At 61.2% G+C, this 20,662-nt stretch carries 14 protein-coding genes and 1 pseudogene; 7 read left to right on the top strand and 8 right to left on the bottom strand.

Annotation, left to right across the window (positions count from 1 at the left end; all coding sequences use genetic code 11):
* Window positions 1–135 precede the first annotated feature (135 nt).
* Window positions 136–1,191, top strand: coding sequence for a HoxN/HupN/NixA family nickel/cobalt transporter (locus FOM02_RS36900; protein ID WP_035729244.1), 1,056 nt, complete (start codon window positions 136–138; stop codon window positions 1,189–1,191).
* Window positions 1,192–1,201: 10 nt separating this feature from the next.
* Here the strand turns inward: FOM02_RS36900 and FOM02_RS36895 are convergent.
* From FOM02_RS36895 to FOM02_RS36880, 4 genes and pseudogenes are all read right to left on the bottom strand, one after another.
* Window positions 1,202–2,718 (bottom strand): annotated as a pseudogene (locus tag FOM02_RS36895) (helicase HerA domain-containing protein).
* Between the two features lie 103 nt (window positions 2,719–2,821).
* Window positions 2,822–3,640, bottom strand: a complete 819-nt coding sequence (locus FOM02_RS36890) for a YkgJ family cysteine cluster protein (RefSeq protein WP_027564116.1) — start codon at window positions 3,638–3,640, stop codon at window positions 2,822–2,824.
* Between the two features lie 508 nt (window positions 3,641–4,148).
* The gene (locus FOM02_RS36885; protein ID WP_027564117.1) at window positions 4,149–5,213 is read right to left on the bottom strand and encodes a ketopantoate reductase family protein; all 1,065 of its coding nucleotides are present in this window, start codon (window positions 5,211–5,213) and stop codon (window positions 4,149–4,151) included.
* Window positions 5,214–5,739: 526 nt separating this feature from the next.
* The gene (locus FOM02_RS36880) at window positions 5,740–5,979 is read right to left on the bottom strand and encodes a hypothetical protein (RefSeq protein ID WP_027564118.1); all 240 of its coding nucleotides are present in this window, start codon (window positions 5,977–5,979) and stop codon (window positions 5,740–5,742) included.
* Here FOM02_RS36880 and FOM02_RS36875 point away from each other — a divergent pair.
* Entirely contained in the window at window positions 5,978–7,063 is a 1,086-nt protein-coding gene (locus FOM02_RS36875; RefSeq protein ID WP_322596929.1) for an alpha/beta hydrolase, read from the top strand. The two genes, FOM02_RS36880 and FOM02_RS36875, sit on opposite strands and share 2 nt — an antisense overlap.
* Before the next feature lie 91 nt (window positions 7,064–7,154).
* On the opposite strand, the gene FOM02_RS36870 is transcribed toward FOM02_RS36875, so the two are convergent.
* A complete protein-coding gene (locus FOM02_RS36870) occupies window positions 7,155–7,634 on the bottom strand; it encodes a MarR family winged helix-turn-helix transcriptional regulator (protein ID WP_027564120.1) in 480 nt (159 codons plus the stop codon).
* A gap of 534 nt (window positions 7,635–8,168) precedes the next feature.
* Between FOM02_RS36870 and FOM02_RS36865 the strand changes: the two genes are divergently transcribed.
* Together FOM02_RS36865 and FOM02_RS36860 are read left to right on the top strand one after the other, a co-directional pair.
* Window positions 8,169–9,743, top strand: a complete 1,575-nt coding sequence (locus FOM02_RS36865; protein WP_027564121.1) for a porin — start codon at window positions 8,169–8,171, stop codon at window positions 9,741–9,743.
* Between the two features lie 544 nt (window positions 9,744–10,287).
* On the top strand, window positions 10,288–10,500 hold the full coding sequence (locus FOM02_RS36860) for a hypothetical protein (RefSeq protein ID WP_028146191.1): 213 nt from the start codon (window positions 10,288–10,290) through the stop codon (window positions 10,498–10,500).
* Between the two features lie 214 nt (window positions 10,501–10,714).
* Here the strand turns inward: FOM02_RS36860 and FOM02_RS36855 are convergent, their stop codons facing one another.
* The 3 genes from FOM02_RS36855 to FOM02_RS36845 are packed head-to-tail and all read right to left on the bottom strand — an operon-like array spanning window position 10,715 to window position 17,098.
* Window positions 10,715–13,618 carry an NHLP bacteriocin export ABC transporter permease/ATPase subunit gene (locus FOM02_RS36855; protein WP_265440864.1) on the bottom strand — a complete coding sequence of 968 codons (2,904 nt, stop codon included), beginning with the start codon at window positions 13,616–13,618 and terminating at the stop codon, window positions 10,715–10,717.
* Complete coding sequence (locus FOM02_RS36850; RefSeq protein WP_027564508.1) at window positions 13,615–15,771, bottom strand: NHLP family bacteriocin export ABC transporter peptidase/permease/ATPase subunit; 2,157 nt, start codon at window positions 15,769–15,771, stop codon at window positions 13,615–13,617. The genes FOM02_RS36855 and FOM02_RS36850 overlap by 4 nt, the downstream gene beginning before the upstream one ends.
* 58 nt (window positions 15,772–15,829) lie before the next feature.
* Window positions 15,830–17,098 (bottom strand): NHLP bacteriocin system secretion protein, encoded by a 1,269-nt coding sequence (locus FOM02_RS36845; protein ID WP_027564507.1) that lies wholly within the window; start codon window positions 17,096–17,098, stop codon window positions 15,830–15,832.
* Window positions 17,099–17,247: 149 nt separating this feature from the next.
* On the opposite strand from FOM02_RS36845, the gene FOM02_RS36840 reads away from it, so the two are divergent.
* From FOM02_RS36840 to FOM02_RS36830, 3 genes are all read left to right on the top strand, one after another.
* Window positions 17,248–17,775 carry a hypothetical protein gene (locus FOM02_RS36840; protein WP_027564506.1) on the top strand — a complete coding sequence of 176 codons (528 nt, stop codon included), beginning with the start codon at window positions 17,248–17,250 and terminating at the stop codon, window positions 17,773–17,775.
* Between the two features lie 367 nt (window positions 17,776–18,142).
* Entirely contained in the window at window positions 18,143–18,619 is a 477-nt protein-coding gene (locus FOM02_RS36835) for a Crp/Fnr family transcriptional regulator (protein WP_027564505.1), read from the top strand.
* A 1,380-nt stretch (window positions 18,620–19,999) separates the two neighbouring features.
* On the top strand, window positions 20,000–20,197 hold the full coding sequence (locus FOM02_RS36830; RefSeq protein ID WP_028146192.1) for a hypothetical protein: 198 nt from the start codon (window positions 20,000–20,002) through the stop codon (window positions 20,195–20,197).
* The last annotated feature ends 465 nt before the right edge of the window (window positions 20,198–20,662 follow it).

Raw genomic sequence — 20,662 nt, 5'->3', positions numbered from 1 at the left:
CATGACGACCTCCCTGCAAATTCGCATATGCGATCATCAGGCCACAGCCGGGGCTGGTCAGTGTGACTATTCTATGAAAATATCATACCGTGCGATGGAGCGTACGGACGGATTGAATTCGTGACGAGATGGTCCTTGCGGGCAATCGAGCCCGGCGTAGCGTTGCTGTTCGGCGGGCTGATTGCCGCCAACATCGCCGCATGGGCCTGGGCCTTCGCGGCGTTCGGCGACCGTCCGACGGTGATGGCGACAGCGCTGCTGGCCTGGGTGTTCGGGCTGCGCCACGCCGTCGATGCCGACCACATCGCCGCGATCGACAACGTCGTGCGCAAGCTGATGCAGGCGGGCGATACGCCGCGCAGCGCCGGCCTCTATTTCGCGCTCGGTCATTCCACCATCGTCGTGGTCGCGGCCATGCTGCTCGCGCTCGGCGTCGTCGGCCTTGGCGCCGACAGCCTGCTCAAGCAGATCGGCAGCTTCATCGGCACATCGGTATCGGCGCTGTTCCTGCTCGTGATCGCGGCCATCAACCTCGCCATCTTCGTCAGCCTGTGGCGGGCGATCCGCATCGCGCGCGAGCAGGGCGTTCACGACGCCGAAGGGCTTGATGCGCTGCTCGCCAATCGCGGAATGCTGGCACGTCTGCTCGGCCCGATGTTCCGCCTGGTGACGCGGCCGTGGCACATGTATCCGCTCGGCGTCCTGTTCGGCCTGGGCTTTGACACCGCGACCGAGATCGGCCTGCTCGGCATCTCCGCCACGGAGACCGCGCACGGCGCCTCGCTCGCCGATATCCTGGTCTTCCCCGCGTTGTTCGCAGCAGGCATGGCATTGGTCGACACCGCCGATTCCACGCTGATGGTGAGTGCCTATCGCTGGGCCTTCGTCGATCCCTTGCGAAAACTCTGGTACAACCTCACCATCACCGGCGCTTCCGTCGCGGTGGCGCTGCTGATCGGCGGCATCGAGGCGCTCGGGCTGATCGCCGATCGGCTCGGCCTGTCCGGCGGCGTGTGGGTGCTGGTCGACGGTCTCAACGGATCGCTCGCCAATCTCGGTTTTGCCGTGATCGCGTTGTTTGCGATCGCCTGGCTCGTCTCGGTCGCGCTCCACCGCCGTATCTTTGCTGACGATCGCGGTGCCGCGCCTGACATGCTGATCGATGCGACCGAGGTAGCGCGACGGGCCTGAGTCCCCGGGATCAGAGCGAAGCCGCGCTTTGCACTCGCTCCGCCGGCAGCTCGTCCGCATTGGGATCGCCCGGCGCGGTCGCCCAGGCCAGCTCCACTAGCGTCACGAACCTGCGGCCACCGCCGTCGAGCTGGACGACGATCAGGCCCTGCTCCTCCATATAGCCGAGGAGGCGCTGCGCCCGGCGCAGCGAATGCGAGCCGTAGGCGCGGGCGATCGCGGCATCGCCGGGGCAGGGCCAGCCCTCCTTCGCGGCGCGCGCGATCATCATGAACACGCCCTGCATGTCGTCGGGCAGGATCGAGGCGCGCAGCGACACCTCTTGCCAGGCATCGTCCTCGGCGAGGTCGGTGCCGAGCCCGGCGCGTGCATGCGTCAGCATGCGGCGGAATTCGTTGAGGTCGGGCACCGCCGAGCCAAGGCCCTCGATGCGGCAGCGGACCACGAATTCCTGATAGAGCACGCCGATGGCGCGGAAGCCGGCATCTGGCTCGGCCAGCACGGCGCGAAGCGTACGATCGACGCGCTCGCGCCGCTCCGCAAGCTCCTCGGCGCTGACGGGCACCTCGACCACTTCGGTGCGGATCTCCGGCGTCGCGGCTGCTTTCGCCGCGCGGAGCTGCTCGAGCAAATCCGGCGCGGGCCGGCGCTGCGGCCGGCGCTGGCATCGGGTGGCGGTGCCGCCAGGATCACGGCGCGCGCATCCTCCAGCGTCGCTTCGGGCAGCGGCATCAGCCGCGGCGTGGAATTGCGCGGGCTGGTATCGGTCGCGCCGATGTTCAGGCGCAGGGGACGGCGCGACAGCGCAGGTCCCAGCGCCATGAACTGTCCGCGCTCGAGATCGCGAAAGGATTCTGCCTGCCGCCGCTCCATGCCGAGCAGATCGGCGGCCCGCGCCATGTCGATGTCGAGGAAGGTGCGGCCCATCAGGAAGTTCGAGGCTTCCGCCGCGACGTTCTTGGCGAGCTTGGCGAGGCGCTGGGTCGCGATGATGCCGGCAAGCCCGCGCTTGCGGCCGCGGCACATCAGATTGGTCATGGCGCCGAGCGACAGCTTTCGCGCCTCGTCCGACACTTCGCCGGCGACGGCAGGCGCGAACAGCTGCGCCTCGTCCACGACGACGAGCATCGGGTACCAATGGTCGCGGTCGACGTCGAACATCCCGCCAAGGAATGCCGCGGCGCGCCGCATCTGATTCTCGGCATCGAGGCCTTCGAGATTGAGCACGGTCGAGACGCGATGCAATCGCGCGCGTTCGCCGGCAACCTGCAAGCCGCGCTCGGTGTGATCCTCGGCGTCGATCACCAGATGGCCGAATCGCTCGGCCAGCGTGACGAAATCGCCCTCGGGATCGATGATGGCCTGCTGCACCCAGGGCGCGCTCTGCTCCAGTAGGCGCCGCAGCAGATGCGATTTGCCGGAGCCGGAATTGCCCTGCACCAGGAGGCGGGTCGCCAAGAGTTCTTCGAGGTCCATGGCGGCCGCGGCGCCTGCCGTGGTCTGCCCCATCTCGATCGCAACCGTCATGTCCCCGACTCAAGTCCCGTCATTCGCGGACAGGGGCTTATCAATCCGGCCGGGGCGCGTCGAGCGGAACAGGGCGAATCATGCCGTGTTGCCCACGGCGGAGTTAGGCGTGATTCGAGAGCCGCAGAAGTGCGGGCCGATAGGGCGCCTGCGGATCGTCGTCCTCGTTGTCGGGAATCGCGCAGGAGCCGAATTCCTGCCTGATCCGCTCGACCTCGGCGATGCGCTCGTGCAGCCGCTGCAGATGTTCGGGCGATCTTGCCCTCCAATAACGGAACGTGTCCTGCGTCAGCGGCAGGAACGCGGTGCCGAACAGCGTCGGTTCCGAAACGATGGTGCGTCCGAGCAGCATGAACCGGTCGGGGCCGGACACGATGAGGGTCGCATAGCCGCGGTTGCCTATCCGCCTGATGCCGTTCAGCGACCATTCGGCGAGCTTGCTGAAGTAAGGCTCTTCCCGCCAGCGATCGGGACAATGGTCGTCTGCGGTGACGTTGACCGCGTCCTGGCTGAAATGGACGATGAGCCCGGCCTTCGCGGGGAACCACTCGTCGTCGAGATGGCCCTGCAGCCAAGCACAGACGAACGAGCGGCACATCTGCGGACGGCGGTCGTAGATGGTGCATCCCGTGCCGGTCTGCCAATGCTTGCAGAGCTGGTTCACCGGCTTGTCGACGGCGGCCACCTCGAGGATGTCGCAGCAGGCGTTGCAGGAACCGCATTGCCGGGCGGGACGCGCCGTCTTCGGCAGGCCGGTCGCGCGAAAACCCTGGCCGTCGCGGACCAACAGCTTCTGCTTCTCCAGCGCGGTCAATGCACGTTCGATCTTGAGACGGGATAGTCCGGTGGCGTCGATCACGCCCTTCATCGTCGTCGCGCCCGCCTCGACCGCGCGAACGACGCTCAGCATTGCCTGATCCATTTTTTATTTATCTTGTTGGTTTGCGTCCGCTCCTGGACGCCGGCATTGCATAATGGCTGAGGCGAAAAGCTATCGTCCTCCGTTTTGCGGGACAACAAGCGGAGACTGATCTGCGCGCATGCGGCGCCTGCGCAAATGCAGGATCGCGCGCGCCGCGCGCCGATCGCTTCAAGCCTTGGCGACAGGGAATTTCGATCGCGCTTGACGGATTCGCGGGCAAAACGGCGTCATTTCACCGCCGTCCAGCCAAACAGACGATGAGCAGCCGGCGTGTTCTCACGCGGCTGTGATATGCGCGAGGCATGCGCTCGCGCGCGGAAAGACGACACGTTTGCGTGATTGCGCGCTGATGATGAAGCATCGCGCGGCGCGTTGCTCATGCATCACACCGGGAACTGGCCGGGTGCTCGGCGAATGAATGCAGCCCCGGAGGGAGCGCAGCGTGATCCGGGCTACGGAGCACGCCGCGTCAAGGTCGACGCGATCCGACAGGAACGGAAGCGGCCCGCTACTGCGCGCCGGACCCGCCCTGCACGATCTTCTCGTTCAGCTTCTGGTCCACGGTGTCGACCGTGCGATCGATCTCAGCATTGGGCACGCCGAGCTGATGCGAGATCAGCTTCACCAGGAGGTCGACGCGCTCGATGAAGGGTGCGCCGCTCGCGATCGCGCGCGCAGCCGACGAGGGCTTGAGCAGGCTCTCGGCGGCCTTGGCGTATTTCGCGAACGGCACCTGGTCCTGCGGATCGGCGCCGAGCTTGCGGGCGATCGCATCGACATGGTCGTAGATCGTCTGCGAGCGCTGGAGGTCGCCGTGAACGGCGTCGCGGATCGATTGCGGCTCGTGCGGCGTGATGCAGCGGTAGTTGCCGGTCAGCAGCATCGACCATTTCGCCAGCGGCACGAACAGGGAGTCGAACACTTTCAGCTTCACCGGCACGTCGTGGCCGTCGAGCGTCACCGCGTCGATGTCGGCCTCTAGCTCGCGCAGCACCTTGTTGTGCTTCTCGTCGGCGAAGGCCGATGCCTTGAAATTCGTGGGCAGGCCGACATGGAGAACGTTCGCCGCGTCCTCCGGCGGGCGGAACGCCTGCGGATCGGGCGAGCACAGTGTCACCAGGCCCGGCTCGAAGCGCTCCCACACCTGCGCGTTGGTGTAGGCCTCCTCGAGATCCATGTCCGCGAGCGCCGGAATGCGCTTGAGATAAGGCAACGGCGGCATGTTCATGATCGACAGGCACGGCAGCTTCGCGGCGGCGATCTTGACCATGAGAACGCGCACCGTGTGGTTGGTGTATTGCGGCTCCTGCATCGCGAGGCCGACCATGTCGTAGCGCGAGAGGTCGACATTGGCCGGCGTCACCGCGTCGAGCTTGCCGGGCAGGTCGCGCGAGAAGATAGCCCGGTGCGCGGCTTCGTCGCGCAGCTTGATGCGTACTTCGGTACCTTCGCGGTTGATCAGCTCAGCGGTCTTGGCGCGGCAGACCAGGGTCACATTGTGCCCGGCCATCAGCAGCTTCGTGCCCAGCAGCGAGCCGTAGGAAGCTCCGAGAATCAATATGTTACGCGCCATATTCCGTCCCCTCGACAATGTGCGTGATTTTTGAGCCCCGGCCGTCATCCGCGGGCGAGTTGCCGGCATGTAAGGCGAAGTGCGTGAGGATGGCAACTGGGATAATGCATACAAGGCCTTGGGCTATATTCCGTCGGCCGGATGGCGTGCGACCCCGTCCAGGTTGCCGGGGGCTCGCCGGTCGCGCGGCGGGGCAATTCCCGCCCAGTTGTCGCCATTACATTCTGTCATACCGAAATTCTGTTTAACGAATGTTTTGCGCGTTTCGGGTGGGCTATGCACGCAAGGATGCATATCGGCACACAAGGATACATATCGTCTCACGATATATTTGAATGGGCCGTCAACGGTTCCGGTCGCTCTCCGTCGATAGTCGCGTTGACGAAGCGGCAATCAGCCGCATCTTTCGCCATTATCGTGATTGGCGGTGCGCTAGATTCGCGCCGTAAAAATTACGCGATCAGGGCTGATACGACATGCCGCATCGTCATCGCGGGTCTGTTTTGATCATTGATGACAACAAATGTTAAAACGCGGGGATCGCGAACATGGCAGAGTGGAGAACCTCGATCGCACGGAGCGGGGAACTGACCACTGGGTTGAGCCAGCCTGAATCTTTGAGCGAGGCCGGCTCGTTGCGATCGGCAGCCAGATCGACGGACACGATCAGGCGCGTTGCGACGGAATCGAGCAGGCGCGCGGCGCGCCATGCTGGAAGCGAAGCCGGCAAGTCTAGCAACCGCTGACGCTGCTGTTCGGAGATCATGATGGACGGTGGTCATTGGCCTCATGGTTCTTGTGACGGCGCCGGTGGAAGCCTGGTACGCTTGCGTAGACGCGCGTCCGAATTCTTCGATAGCTTGCCCGTTGCAGAACTGGCGAGCGAGGCACACAGGCGGCTATGGATTTCGGACTGGTTGCGGGTCGCAGAAGACTATCGGACCTTGGCCGAATTCGCGCGCGCGGACCGTTCTGGCCGGATCGCGCATGAAGCGTGGATGTGCGCGCAGACGGCGATCCAAGTCGCGCGAAGCCTGTCTTGTCAGGAAGACATCGCGGACGCCGACCTCGCAGACAAGCTCGCGACCGGCCTGAAAAGCTTCGAGGATGACGCTGGCCTTGCGATCGATCGCGTCGAGATCGATTGCTTTGGTCAGGAGGTGCTTGCCGGCTTCTTTGTCCAGGGCGGGCGTCGGGGGCCTCGCGCACCCGTGGTCATCTGCATCAGTGACGAGCACATCACCGGCAGCTCGATGATGGGTCGGCTGCCGCCAGCCTTGCTTCGCCGCAACATGTCGCTGCTGCTGATCGACCCCTGCAATTCGTCCCATCGTCGTTCTTTCAAGCCGGAGCATGTGCTGCAATGCTGCCTGGACTATCTGGAGGCTCGTCCGGATATCGACCAGCAGCGGATCGCGATCTATGGCGAAGGCGCCGCCGCCCCGCATGCATCCCGTCTTGCACTCACGGATGGCAGGATCGCTGCCGCCGTTTGCGACGGTGGCCTTCTGACGCAGTTCATGCGCCGGGCGCCGTTTCGCTGGATGACCGGACTGGAGCAGAGCGACCAGGACGGGAGCTCGACAGGCTCGATGCTGCCGTCGCGTCGACTATCTTGTCCGCTTCTGGTGGTCGTCGGCAGTCGCTCGATGGTGCGCGAGCACGAGGCTCTCGAACTTCGAACGTTCTATCGGCAGGCCGGAGCCGATTGCTCGATCGTGGTGCCGAATTGCATCCCTCACCCGCTGGGCGAGGTCGAGAATTTCATCGCCGTGGACGACTTCATTTTCGAATGGCTCGACGGCAAGCTTGGAGTTGGTCGTCAGCCGGATTCCCTCACCTATCTCTAGCCGGATCAAGGAGCATCGCGTGCAGGTCGCTCCGGTGCGGCGTGACGTCGATCAGGGATGGCCAGGCGGTGCTGCGCCCGACGTCGGCGGATCACGAAGCGTCGATGGCCAGCAATCGTGCAGCAAGCCGCGCGTTCTTGGCGAGCTTGGCCAGCGCAGCATTCAGATCGGCCAAGGTCTCCTCATCGAGCTCATTGAACATGGTCGAATTCAAGGCGAGCCTTCTCTTGGAGAGCTTGCCGATTTCCGTCGTCGCCTTCTCTGTCAGCGACATCAGGACGAAGCGGGCATCGTCGGCTGCCGGTCGCCGCGACAGGAATCCGCCCTTCTCGAGGCTCTTGGTCTGGTTGGTCACGAAGGCCGGATGGATCCGCAGCTTGTTCGCGATGTCGATACCGGCGACGCCGCGCCCCTCATCGAGTTCGGTGATGGCCATCAAGATGAGCCACTGCGGCTCGGTAATGCCTAGCAGGGTGGCCCAGCTGGTGTGGATGTCCTCGAGCTGAGAGTGGATTTCGACCACATTCCAAATGAAGTCCGTAATCGCTCTGTCGAGCCTCTTCTCAATCATGTGGTCCCGGGATCGCTCAGGCAGAAGGAAATCAGACAGGTCAGCAAAGTAGATCTTGTACCGGGATATTGGGCACGTGTCCCGTGCATAGCGTGCGGGAGGCGTCGATGCCTATCGTGCCGCGAAAACCATTTGGCCATTCAACGCTTGCATAAAACAATTAATTGGGTTACATGTAATCCCACTCAAGTTTGCTGCTCTTGACCAACGTCGACAGCTAGCAATGTGAGACCTCCAAGAAAGCCCTCGGGATGCCCCCTGAGGGCTTTTTCTTTTGTTTTCAGCATCTAGATGGCCAGTAAACCGCCCTGTTGCTTGGCGGCAACATCCTCTTCAGAACTTGCGCTTCATCAAATCAATGAATTGAGGCGATTGTTTTTATAAACTATACGTGAAGCACGACGGAGGGGGGGCACCTCACTGTCGTTTCAGTCCGGACCTTCAGTGCGGACCTGAATTGAACGGAAATTGATGTGGGTAACGCGGCCTCCAGCGAGGACCCGGCCCCCTGAACCGACACCTGGAGGTTTACTAATGAAGTTGACGAAGACGCTCTTTCTCGGCTCGGCAGCCGGCCTGATGGCCGTCTCCGGCGCGTTCGCAGCCGATCTTCCCGTGAAGGCCAAGGCGGTCGAATACGTGAAGATCTGCTCGCTGTACGGCGCCGGCTTCTACTACATCCCGGGCACTGACACCTGCATCAAGCTGGGTGGCTATCTGCGCGCTGAAGTTGGTCTGAACACCAACAGCATCTATGACTCGCAGCGTACCGCGCCTGCCGCGGGGCGCAATCGCCTGAGCAACTACTACACCATGCGCGCTCGTGAAGATCTCAACATCGACACGCGCACCGCAACCGAATACGGCGTCGTCCGCACGTTCTTCGATGCGACGTTCTCCTGGACCACGGGTAGCTATCAAGGCACGGGTTCTGGGTTCGGCGGCACTGCCTATAGCAGCACGCTGGCCCTCAACAACGCTGGTGCGTCCCCGGCGCTGGTCGGTTCGTCGATCAACCCGACTGACGGCGGCACCTCGGGCGGTGCGCTCGGCGTGTACTATGCCTTCATCCAGTTCGCCGGCTTCACCATGGGTAAGGCGGTGTCGCAGTTCGACGCGCCCTGGACCAACTATCCCGGCAACAACTTCGACGGTCTCGTCGGCGGCTCGGGCACGGTCACTGGTGTCAACCAGTTCACCTACACCGCTGACTTCGGTCAGGGCGTGACGGCGGCGTTCTCGGCTGAAGACGCAACTGCGTACTACCAGGCCGGCAACCTCAACGTCAGCAGCGCTGCTGGTGCTGCTGCTATCGCCGGTTTGACCACTGGTGCGCTGGGTGCCAACGCCATCGGCGGCTCGCGTTCGCCGAACCTCGTCGGTATGGTGCGTGTCGATCAGGCTTGGGGCCTCTTCCAGGCGTCGGTGGCTGCGCATGACAACCACGTTGCCTACTACGGCGCGACCGAGACGACTGGTCACCCCGACGACAAGTGGGGTTGGGCGGTTCAGCTCGCTCTGTCGATCAAGAACATCCCGACCGGTGCGGGTGACGTGATCAACATCTCGGGCGTCTACACCGACGGCGCGACCCGCTACAACTTCCAGAACCTGGCGGGCGGCTCGTACATCATGTACGGCGGCTCGAGCCTTGCCTACCAGAGCGTCGCCGCGGTTACCGCTCCGGACACCACGTACGTCACGGGCGGTTCGCAGGAAAGCGTCAAGACCTGGGGCTTCCGTGGCGCTTACACCCACAACTGGGACCCGTACTGGAACACCGCGATCTACGGTGCCTACGCTCAGGCCCAGTTCGGTGGTGGGACCAAGACCTTCCTCTGCGGAGCTGGTGGCGTGTTCTCGTCGGTTGCGGGCGTGACCTCGTGCAATCCTGACTTCAACATCGGTCAGATTGGCCTGATCACCCGCTGGACCCCGGTCAAGAACCTCACGTTCTCGGGCGACTTCACCTGGACCCATGTCGACCAGAAGTATGCTGGCGTGGTTGCTGCCGGCGCCAACTTCCCGGTCGCCAAGCCGGCCGCGACAACCGAGCTGAAGGATCAGGACTCGTTCACCCTGCTGCTCCGCGCTCAGCGCAACTGGTAAGATTAGTCGAAAGCAATTCGACGAAGCACCCGGCGGGCAACCGCCGGGTGTTTTTTTGTGGCGATTCGTAGCCCCGACGGAGATTTGTAGCCCGGAGGAAGCCAACGGGTCGGCGCGGAGCGCCGCCCGATGACAGGCTCAGCGTAATCCGGGTTCTTGCCACGAGCGACAGCCGCCCCGGATTGCGCTCCGCTCCGTCCGGGCCTGCGTAGCGCGGCCTGTGTCGCCGCCCGTCAACCCCTCCTCCCAAAAATATTCCGCTTTACCGAAATTCGGAAATAGCGTATGTGTCGCCCATCCTGGCTCATCCTTGAGGGGCGATCGTGAGGTCGTCACGGTTCGCGAGCAGGGGGTGCGGTGGACGCGGCAGCGTCGGACGCGAGAGGTTAGGGCGGGGCGGATTGCTCTCCGTGAGCCCGAAACCGCGCGTGGACGAACGGCGCTGTCAGGTTCGTCTCGCCTGTAAGGCTGCCGTCACGCAGCTGCTCGCGCAGTCGAACACCAGCTCGATCGGCTAAGTCACAGAGACCAGAGGAGAGAAATCATGATTGAAGCGTGTGAACTGATCGACATGGAACTCGACGCCGTGTCTGGCGGGTTCTTCGACCTGAGCAATCTGTCCAACAACATCGTCGCGCAGGCGAACTCTGCCACGCAGGTCGGTGTGGCTCAGGGCGGCTCCAGCGTCTTCGGTGCCGGTGGTGCCGCTGCCGTCACGCAGCTGCTCGCGCAGTCGAACACCAGCTCGATCGGCTAAGTTACCAATGCCCGCACACTCCTTGGCTACTTCCGGGGGTGTGCGGGTACTCATTTCAATCGAGAACTCTCATGGACACAGGCATCCTCGCGCAATGAACTGGGGCAGAGGTCTTGACACGGTGTCGATGCCCAACGAGCGTACTCGTGCCCACCTGCCGAGAGATCCTCATCCACAGGGAATGGCCCGGCCTAGCGATGCGTCCGCCGTTAGGCTAGTGATGAGCCGATTCAAGCAGCTGCCGCTTGGCAAAATCCGCAAACGGCCCCGGCTCGTTCATGAGCTCCGCGTAGCTTCCCGCTTGCACGACCTTGCCGCGCGAGAGCATGACAATACGATCCGCATTGCGCACGGTGCTGAGGCGATGCGCAATCACAATCCTCGTAATGCTCAATCGTTCCAGCGAGGTGCCGACGATGCTTTGGGTTTGGTTGTCGAGTGCGCTGGTTGCCTCATCAAACAGAAGAATCCGTGGTGAGCGCGCAAGAGCGCGGGCGATCAATAGTCGCTGCCGCTGACCGCCTGACAGCGTAGTCACGCCTTCCGCAACCAGCGTATGCATGCCCATCGGCATCTGCGCGATGTCGGCATCCAGCGCCGCCAGTCGGGCGGCCTCCCAGGCCTTCTCCAGCGGCAGATCAACGCCGCCGCAAATGTTGTCGTAAAGGCTTCCGGTTGCGAGCTTGGTATCTTGCAGAACTACGCCAAGCTGCCGGCGCACGGCGCTGATGTCGAGCGTGTTGAGAGCCTTGCCGTCGTAAAACACCGTGCCAGCTTCCGCCCGCTCAAAACCGAGCAGCAAACGAAAGAGCGACGATTTCCCGCTACCTGAGGGACCGACGATCGCGACGTAGTCACCCGTCGCAATGCTCAAGCTGATATCATCCAGGACCTTCGGCCCGCCTTTCATATAGCGGAACACGATGCCGGAAAGTTCGAGCTCTCCAGATAGCTCTCCGGGTGATCGCCGTTCCTCAGAGATCTCGGCTGGAGTGGAAATCACGGGCTTCAAGCGGCTGAGGTGAGGAATCGCCACCAGTGATTCACTGACGCTCGAGGCCCAACTGCCGATCGCGGCCGTGGCCTGTCCGAACGCTGCCAGAAAGCCGAGAAACGCGCCGAGATCGAGCAGGACGTGACTGTTTGTGTAGGAGGCGAGCGCAAAGATGACCAATGTCGCCAGCATCGGAAAGGCGGTATCAAAGGTACTCAGCGCGTTGGCCGCTTGCTGCGAGGTAATAAAATAGCGCCTCTGTACGGCAAATTGTTGCGACCATCGCGCTAACGCGCGCGCCGTTGCGCCTGCCACGCGCAGCTTGCCGACTCCCGCAATCAATTGCAGCACAAAGCCACTGGCCTTGCCTTGCAGGTTGAACTGCTTGGTTTCGTAGTAGAGTCGCACGGCGCTCGTGCCAAGAATTGCAGCTGCTCTAATCATGGTAAGCAGCAGTGCAATGCCGCCCAGTCGGAGGTCATAGTAGAGCATCAGTCCAATGCTGAAGAGACAAAAGAACGAGGCCGTAAAGCCGCCCAGCACACGCCCGGTGAAGATCCGGCGAGTGGCGTCGATGCCCATGGCGCGATCGACCAAATCGCCGCTTGTATATTCGCGAAATAGAGAGGTGGGCAGGCGGAGCAGTCGGTCGATCAGCGCGGCCTGCAGCTTATAGTCGAGCAGACCTTCGAGCCTTAACGTGACCCGTCCTTGCATCGCCTGTAGACCGGCCATCGCCAAAGCGGTGACCGTCAGCGCAAGCGCACAAACAAGGAGCTGATCGATCTCGGTGCGCGGGATAACCGAATTGACAAGGACATTGGTGATCAGTGGCGGCATCAGCGACAGTAGCCCGATTGCTATAACAGCCAACGCGATGCGCGCGATGCTGCCGGAAACGCCTCGCATCGCAAAGGTAAGCAGATCGCGATATTGGAGCGGGCGGGACGGCAGCGCCGGATAGAAAGTGATGGCCTCTGATTTGAGTTCGCCAGCAACGGAGCGATCGACCGGGTGACGACTTCCACCCTTTGGGTCGAACATCGTGTAGGTGTTCGCCCGCTCGCGCACCAGAGCCACTGGACTGCGTTGGTCTCCGTGCCAACCGAGGAGCGGTCCGGCATCGGTCTTCCACCAGACATCGCGCAGGAGTACACGGCGGATCCGCAACTGGGCTGTGCGAGCGATCTCCAGAATGTCGCTGAAGGCCTGTCTTGTGGGTTGAGCGCGCTGCGAAAGTGTAACCGGTATTCCCAGTTCTTCTCCGACAACCCGGCAACTGCAAAGCAGTGGGTCTGTCGGGTCCCATTCGGATTGCGCACGATCGGCTTTCTTGACCACGACATCAGCGAGCCGCTCAAACGAGTCGAGGGTTTGCGACGCAGTGAGTTCGTCGCGGCGGACCAGGCGTTCCCGCTCTCGAATGACGCCCTCTGCCAGGCTGCGCTCAAGATGAGCGATAACTGTTACCTGGAATCGATCAATCGCGGACCACAGAACCTGGGTACCTGGCGGGTTTGGGTCGAGACGCAATTTGCACCCGCGCTCGCCGGCTTCCACCCACACCCCAGCGGTCAAAGGGAAGGGAGGCTGCCCGGGAGCGAAGCTCGAGCCGAGGTTCATGACCTTTGCTGTCCCGGTGTCGAGGTGTGCCCACAGGAGGTCCCGCATCGGACCGCGACGTCGCTCGCCCGGGTGTAGTTCAATCTCCTCACCGCTCACCAACTCGGAAATCGCTTCGTTTGCCGCCGAGCGGACCATGAACACCGCCAATTGGGCAATCCAGCCAGACACAGGGACAAAGGACGCTGCACTGCGCGGTATCTCCAAAAGCGCATTCCCAGGCGGGCCGACAGCGATGATTTGCAGCCGGCTGCCCGAGGTTTCGCAGGCATTGTGCAGGTCCAGAATGCATCCGCCGTTTTCGACACGAAATAAATGCTGGCGCGTGCCCGTCGGCTGAACTGCAAATAAATCGACGTGACCGGCTGCCACTTGAAGAACGTGTTCGTGGTCGCTGAGAAGCATTGGGCGACGCGCATCGAGCGAAGTCCGGTGCGACAGACCGATCGGCGCCTCGCGTTGTTGTCCGACGAAATTCTCGCTGACAAATCGATCCGTCATTCGCGCGCCACCAGTTTGGCATAGGAAGCCTGAAGCGCAAGAAGCTCTTCATGCGTGCCGCGTTCAACGATGCGACCGCGCTCGAGCACGATGATTTCGTCGCAATCGCGTATAGTACTCAAGCGGTGGGCGATGATGATGCAGCTGCAGCCGCGGCGCCGCAGGTTGTCGTCGATGGATTTTTCTGTGATCGGATCAAGTGCAGCCGTCGCTTCATCCAAGACAAGGATCGAGGGATTGCAAACCAGGGCGCGGGCGATTTCGATGCGCTGACGCTGACCACCGCTGAAGTTCGTACCGCCCTCATTGACGTGGCAGTCATAATTGCCTGGTCTAGTCGCAAGGTCTTGATGAATGAGCGCGTCCTTGGCCGCCGTCAGGAGGTGGCGCTCATCGGTTGTTGAATCCCAGAGCGTTAAATTGTCCCGCGCCGTTCCCTCGAACAGAAAGACGTCCTGGTCGACATAGGCGACGGAGTTCGCAAAAATGTCCGCAGGGACATCCGTCAGCTTACATCCATCAAAACGAATCTCGCCGGACCAGGGTTTGTACAGTCCGCAGATCAGTTTGCCGAGGGTTGATTTTCCACTGCCCGACATGCCAACGAGTGCCACGCGCGAACCGGCAGGGATCACCAGCGAAAGATCCGCCAAAAGCGGCGGTTCGAGCACCGAATAGCCGAAGCTGATATTGTGAAGTTCGAGTCGGCCGGTAAGCTTCGGCGGCAAGGCACCCGCATGTGTCGGAGGTTGCGGCGCTAGCGGGTATCGGTAGACATCCTCGAGTCGTTCGAGCGCTCCCTTGATGGTTTGCAGGCCACCGAAATAGTTCACGAGGTTGACGAAAGGCTCGGAGAAACTCAATGCTAAGGATTGGAAGGCCACGAGGCTTCCCAGCGTCAACGAGCCCTGAATGACCCGCAAGCCTCCGACACCAAGAATCGCTGCGATCATGAGACCCGTAAGCAAGGTCGGGACCATGTCCAATATGATGGCGGAGGCGCCGATCCTCTGTTCGGCGTTGAGGTTTTTGGCTTGAAGACCGGCCCACCGGCCGAAGGCGTCGTCTTCCAATCCACTTGCTTTGATGGTTTCGATAGTCCGCACCATGCTCACGGTCGCCCCGAGTAGCCTTCCCTGATCGAGCGCCAGCCGATAGCTCAGTTCCTGGCGGCGTGAAGCGACAAGCCGCAGGAGAAGAACATTTATCAATGAGATTGTGACGCAAAGCGCGGTTAGGCTGACGTCGTAGACGGCCATGGCCGCGGCGAACAAGACCACCGACATCAGGCTGAGCGCATTGGCGGCAATGCCACTTGAAAGCAGCCGGGCGATCTGTTCGTTGGCTGCAATACGGCCCGCAATGTCGCCGGCGTGACGTTGGGTGAAAAATTCCATCGGCAGCGCCATGAGGCGCCACAGAAAACGGCTGGTCATCACGACGGCGAGCTTGGTCTGCAGCCGCAATAGCAGCGATTGGCGTATGGTGGTCAGAACGGCCCGGAGAGCCGCCGTCAGCGCCATGCCGATCAGGAGCGGCACAAGCCAGCTGCGCGTGTGCTGGATCAAAATCTCATCAACAAAGATTTTTGAAAATCCCGCGGCAACAATATTGGGCAGGACCGCGGCGATGCTGACAACAACTAGCAGGGCCACCGCCTGCTTTGAGTGGCGCAGCTCCCGTATGAGCAGGCCTATGCCCTTCGGTTTGCTGCCGACCTTCTCGAACCTTTCGCCCCGTTCGAACACCAGGACAACGCCGGTGAAGGCGTGGTCAAGCTCGACCAGATCGATCTGCCGACGCCCGCTCGCGGGGTCATTTATGTAGGCCCGCTTTCTATTAATTCCTTCCAGAACCACGAAGTGGTTGAAGTTCCAGTGAATGATGCAAGGCGTTGGAATCTCGGCAAGTGCCGGAGGCTCGACGCTGTACCCCTTCGCCGTCAGTCCGTATCGGCGCGCCGCTCTGATGATGTTGCTCGCCTTGCTGCCGTCGCGCGATACGCCGCATGCGACGCGAAGCTCCTCCAACGGAATCCACGCACCGTAATAACCGAGAATGATGCCAAGCGCTGCCGCACCGCATTCGACGGCTTCCATCTGCAGTATGATGGGTGTCCGCTGGCTGCGTCGCTGCGGCAACCAGCTCGCCATGCGGCCGACGTAGGATTTGGGCCGGCCGCGCCCGCTGGTTGGCTGGTTTGGAGAGCGCCTATCCATCAATGCCCGTGAGGTGCTTGAGCAGGGGTATCACCAGATCGAGGGGGCGCTGCCGGCGTGTTGTGATCTCGGCCCGAGCCAACGTTCCGCTCGTGAGATGAATGTTCGGCCCCTCGCCCACGGCCCATCGATATCCGGTTGGAGTGGAGGCGTCTTCATCGAGCGCAACCATCGCGGCGTAAGGTGCACCGTCGCGCGAGAAGCGTGAAACCAGGCTTTCGTTATGCAGCAGCGCGGCCATGCCTTGCGGCGTCATCGGGAAATCAGAGATGCTGATTACGTTGCCGAGCATCATGCCGAATTCCTCGCGCTTGACCGTGCTTGGCTCGAGCTGCACCTGCATGCCAGGCTTGATCTGTTTGCCCCGTTCGGCGGGAACATAGACGAGGGCTTGGAGCTTGGCGCCTTCGCTTTCGATCGCAATCACCGGTGTGCCGATGGCTAGCACCGAACCGGGCGAAATCTTCACTTCCAAAACACGCCCGTCCATCGGGCTGATCACTTGGGTGTTCTGGCTCAGCTGTTCGGCGGCGGCATTCATCTGCCGCCGGGCCTCGTTGAGGGAAAACTCGGATTGCTGAATTTCGCGACCACGCTCCGTTTCCAGATCTGTCTTCTGCGACCGCAGCTTCAAAATCTCGTTTTGGGCGTCAGTACGGCGCTGTTGCGCATCGGCCAGCTCCTGGCGTCGCTCTTCCAAATTGCGCCGCGTCGTGTATCCCTTGGCCAGCAAATCCTCGAGGTTTTTGACATCGACGGTGAGATATTCGATACGCTGGCTCGTTGCCTTGATTACCTGTTGCAGAGCCATTTCAAGTTTTGCAAAGTTCTGGCTCTTAGCGGCGAGTTCGCTTGCAGCTTTCGACACCCGATCGGCGTGCTCTCGCTGGCGTTCATGAAAGACCTCGGTGGCTGCGTTGTGCTTTTGCTGGATCTCGGTTTGAACGATCTGGGCGATGGGTTGGTCCTTGTTGACGTGCTCGCCCACCGTGACTGCGACCGACTGCAGCCGTCCGGCCGCGGCGGATACGGCCTCGACGACCTTACCGCCACTGCCGATCAGGATTCCCTCACCGGAGACGCGAGTGGGCACGCGCCCGAAAATGCTCCACAGCACGGCCGCCCCAAGCGCAATGCACAGTACAAGGGTAAGAATCCAGTCAGCAGGCTTGGTGATAACAACGAGATGATCGAGCTGCTCGGGAGACGCAGCCCGGTCAAGGGCCGCGGCGCGAAACGCCCGTTGCGGCCCACCGGTCATGCTCTTATGCTCCGGGTTTGGGAGCGGTTCAGACGCCGACATGTCTGCACTCAAAAGCAAGTGTGAACTGAAGCCGACGATCCCCGATCTTTGCACAGAAGCAACCATCTAACAATCAATAAGGGGTGGCAGGGGAAGGACCAATTGGGATGTACGGGCTGATCGGCACCACGAGATTTTCGTTCCCTGCGCGAACGCACCGAAAGATGCTGGCGGCAAGCTTGGGGCTTGGGCTTTTCCTACCGGGTATGTGCTGTGCGGGCGTCCTGTCCGAGGGCGATTTCAGGCAAGCGGAGAGCCTTAGGCCGCTTTTTGCCAACCTCATGAACGACCTTGTCGCAACCGCAAAGCGTCCCGATGTTTCGAGCGGGGACGCCGACTGTGTCAACTCGGCTATTCGGGAACTTCTTCAGATCTCCGACGAACTGGCAAGCTATGAGTATTTGATTACGATGGAGAAAGATCTGATCGATTTTGGCGACAAAAATCCAATGCGTGATATCGTCAAGTTTGCCGTCGACAAGAGCAGCGCGATCCTGATGAGCGAAAGAAAGCGGTTGGTTCAAATATCCGAGCGGTGTACCAAATATCCGTTAGGGCAAGGAAAGATTGAGCAGGCCCTAACCATCATCGACACGACGACAGGCATATTGGCTTCCATTCGAGCTCGCCTTTGACCGTGCGAAAGAAGGGCCCGCGCGGTAAGCGATCTCCACGTGCGGAGGTGACAGCCAAGGACCCCTTGCAGATCCTAATCGAGAAAAGCGCGCCCAGGTCGACCGGTGAGGAGCCGAGCACCATCGAGAACACCTTGGTGCCACTTTTTGTAAACCGGCGGCAAGCGTCCGGCGGTGTAGGCCTGACTGTCTTCGATCGGCCCCAAGTTGCTGGGCGAGGGCGGCGATCCGACAGATCTTGGCGATGCAAATCCAGGATCATGACAAGTTCCCGAAGTTTGATCACCGCGCCCTCCCTGCTGCCTGTGGCAGCAGCGTCGACGTCTCGGCGGCTTGCCACCGCTGGTCGCGGGAGTATAGTTTCTCGATGGCTGTCAGCTCGCTCGATCTGAAAGCGTTTTTGCTTGCCACACCATTCTTCGGTGGTCTCTCAGACACGAGTTGCGATCTCTTGGTCTCTATGCTGGTCGAGCGCCGCTTCGACGTCGGCGACATTGTCGTGGCGGAAGGAGAGCCGGGCCGCTCAATGTTCGTTGTTCACTCCGGCCATCTCGTGGTGAGCAAGCTCGGGGGCTCGGGGCGCATAGTTCGCATGGCGAGCCTTGGGCCTGGCGACTTTTTTGGCGAAATGACGCTTATCGAGATGCAGAACCGATCAGCGACTATCGTTGCGCAGAGCCCAACCCTGCTGTACGAGCTGGCGGCTCGACAACTCTACGCGTACTACAAGGCCGACATCTACGCGTATGTGATGGTGATGCAGAATATCAACCGCGAGCTTTGTCGGCGGCTTCGCCGTGCCGACAATCGCATTGCGGAGCTGCAGAGGCTTCATGCGAGTTAGGGACGAAGTGATGTTTATGTCCGGCGGGAGCAGTAATCAGGAGCGGCTCGTCATCATTGAGCGCCAACTATGTCGGGTCGATAAAGGCCAGCCAGGAGAGGTAGGCGCACACTAACAGGATCTTCTGAGCGTTGGTCGAGCCGTGCTCATCTTCAACCTGTCAGGCCGCGCTGGCTGAGATTGCGGCGGTATCGATGTCGCTGCGGCTTGTAGGTCAGAGAATCTGCCGTTTCCTGCTGAGACTCGCCACAGGCAAGGCGTTGTGGCGCCAAGATGAGTCCGTGTTGGCCGGCAGCGAAGGCTGTAGGCCAACGAGGAGTTTATGCTCGGTTTGGCGAGATGCGCATAAGGCTGGGATGCCGCTTTTGAAAACGCGTTGCACGATTTTGTCGAGCAGCCCAATTGAAGGCCTGTTGGATGTGAGCCGACTGCTCACTTCTGTTGATGTGTTTGGATGAACTGTGGCGCGGCGGGCTGAAGCTTCTTCCAGTTGCAGCATTTCTGATCGGCATTGCTCTCTCTTGTCGCCGCGATCCTCAAGCCGATCTGGCGTGTGCACTGAGAATCCAAAGACGCGATTTCCGCTTCCAAATCATGCCTATATGGCCCAAGAAGAGCCAAGCTGCAGTGGCTTCGTCACACCGGATTTCTCAGTCGGTCCCAATCACACGAAGGATCAGTTTAGGGCTAAATAGATAAACGGAATGAATGGCTTAAGTTGTGAATTTTCCGGGGCGCCATGATGGATCGGGCTGGCTGATCCAAGCTCGCGTTAGGCGTTGCTTGATAACGTGAGCTCGATGAACATTGAGATGGGCCGCAGATGGGCCGCGTTCTCGCGCTCGTCAGTTGCACGATCCGATGCTGAGACGTCGGAGATCTCGTTCCGACCCGACGCTACTACCGCGCAGGCCATTCAGACGGGGTCCGCTTTGTGCAGCTGTCCATGCATAGCTGCCGCAAGCCTTCACCGCCGCTTGTGACCCCAAGCGGACGTTGACCTTGGCCGAAGCTCTCTCCAGAATGTTGGGGCAGCGGAGCCTATCATTAGCAAAGGTGAACCCGTGCATCGGTTGGGTATCTTCGACGAAGTGCGAGAGCGCCTGATCCTCCGCCCGTGGTGGCGTCGCGGTGTTTGACCGTTTGAGACCGCGCCGCACGACGCACATCGGCATCGATCTGCAAAACGGCTTCATGGCCCGGGCCGGAAACTAGCCCGATGAACCCAACCAACCGTGCCGACAATACGAAGACATGCCAGAACACGTCCACCATCACGATGCGCGATCAAGATCACATCACCTCGCCAAAAACATCTATATCGCTCCCCATCAAGGCGAGGAATGGTCCTCGCCTGAAACACTTTCATAGGAGAGCGACATGACTACGATCAAAGAACTGACGACCGCAGAGTTCGATGTCGCGAGAGCACTAACGGATGACGACCTCGACATCGTCACAGGCGGAAAGGACGTCGCATACATTCAAGCGGCCCCGATAGGGAATTTTCTTGTTCACATGTCCGATAAAAGCACAACCGTCGTATACTATCCACCCGGCACATCTGGGAGACCGTAACCCGTCCCCGACGACCTCTTTCACCACGGACACCGAGCGGACACGGACACCACACCTATAGGTGTGGCCGGCCTGTCTGGGCTTCGACCGGGTACCGCTCACGGTCTGCCCCAGACCCACATGGATGGCACTGAGCGCTACACCTGTCGGGAATGCGGACTGATCAGGTTCGCTAACAGCGAGGGATGGAACCATTTCGAATGGCGGCTGGACAGTCCAAAAAGGTGAACCACTGCCCGCTACTTGCTACCGCGAAAGCAATTCTGAGCCTGATCGTGGCAAGCTGACTTCCGGTATTGGCCCGAAGCTGCCGACCCGGCATGTCAGCTGCCTGTCCGCTCACGTGGGGTGAAGCGGGCTCGATATGCTCAAAGCGAGTTCTTCGGGCTGTGACCCAGAGCGGTCATAGCCCGGCCTGAAATCTCGCACCGGGCCGTCTCCTGCCGTATCGCCGTGTGATATCCT

The sequence above is a fragment of the Bradyrhizobium sp. SEMIA genome, from assembly GCF_014844175.1.
GTDB classification, from domain to species: Bacteria; Pseudomonadota; Alphaproteobacteria; order Rhizobiales; family Xanthobacteraceae; genus Bradyrhizobium; species Bradyrhizobium arachidis.
Note: the sequence above shows the minus strand (reverse complement) of the source record. Positions and strands in the feature narration are given on the sequence as shown.

Excerpts from the sequence above, each read along its gene's own strand:
- FOM02_RS36890 (WP_027564116.1), bottom strand. The coding sequence starts at position 3,640 with ATGGATCAGGCAATGCTGAGCGTCGTTCGCGCGGTCGAGGCGGGCGCG.
- FOM02_RS36885 (WP_027564117.1), bottom strand. The coding sequence starts at position 5,213 with ATGGCGCGTAACATATTGATTCTCGGAGCTTCCTACGGCTCGCTGCTG.
- FOM02_RS36875 (WP_322596929.1), top strand. The coding sequence starts at position 5,978 with ATGATGGACGGTGGTCATTGGCCTCATGGTTCTTGTGACGGCGCCGGT.
- FOM02_RS36880 (WP_027564118.1), bottom strand. The coding sequence starts at position 5,979 with ATGATCTCCGAACAGCAGCGTCAGCGGTTGCTAGACTTGCCGGCTTCG.
- FOM02_RS36870 (WP_027564120.1), bottom strand. The coding sequence starts at position 7,634 with ATGATTGAGAAGAGGCTCGACAGAGCGATTACGGACTTCATTTGGAAT.
- FOM02_RS36865 (WP_027564121.1), top strand. The coding sequence starts at position 8,169 with ATGAAGTTGACGAAGACGCTCTTTCTCGGCTCGGCAGCCGGCCTGATG.
- FOM02_RS36860 (WP_028146191.1), top strand. The coding sequence starts at position 10,288 with ATGATTGAAGCGTGTGAACTGATCGACATGGAACTCGACGCCGTGTCT.
- FOM02_RS36855 (WP_265440864.1), bottom strand. The coding sequence starts at position 13,618 with ATGACGGATCGATTTGTCAGCGAGAATTTCGTCGGACAACAACGCGAG.
- FOM02_RS36850 (WP_027564508.1), bottom strand. The coding sequence starts at position 15,771 with ATGGCGAGCTGGTTGCCGCAGCGACGCAGCCAGCGGACACCCATCATA.
- FOM02_RS36845 (WP_027564507.1), bottom strand. The coding sequence starts at position 17,098 with ATGACCGGTGGGCCGCAACGGGCGTTTCGCGCCGCGGCCCTTGACCGG.
- FOM02_RS36840 (WP_027564506.1), top strand. The coding sequence starts at position 17,248 with ATGTACGGGCTGATCGGCACCACGAGATTTTCGTTCCCTGCGCGAACG.
- FOM02_RS36835 (WP_027564505.1), top strand. The coding sequence starts at position 18,143 with ATGGCTGTCAGCTCGCTCGATCTGAAAGCGTTTTTGCTTGCCACACCA.
- FOM02_RS36830 (WP_028146192.1), top strand. The coding sequence starts at position 20,000 with ATGACTACGATCAAAGAACTGACGACCGCAGAGTTCGATGTCGCGAGA.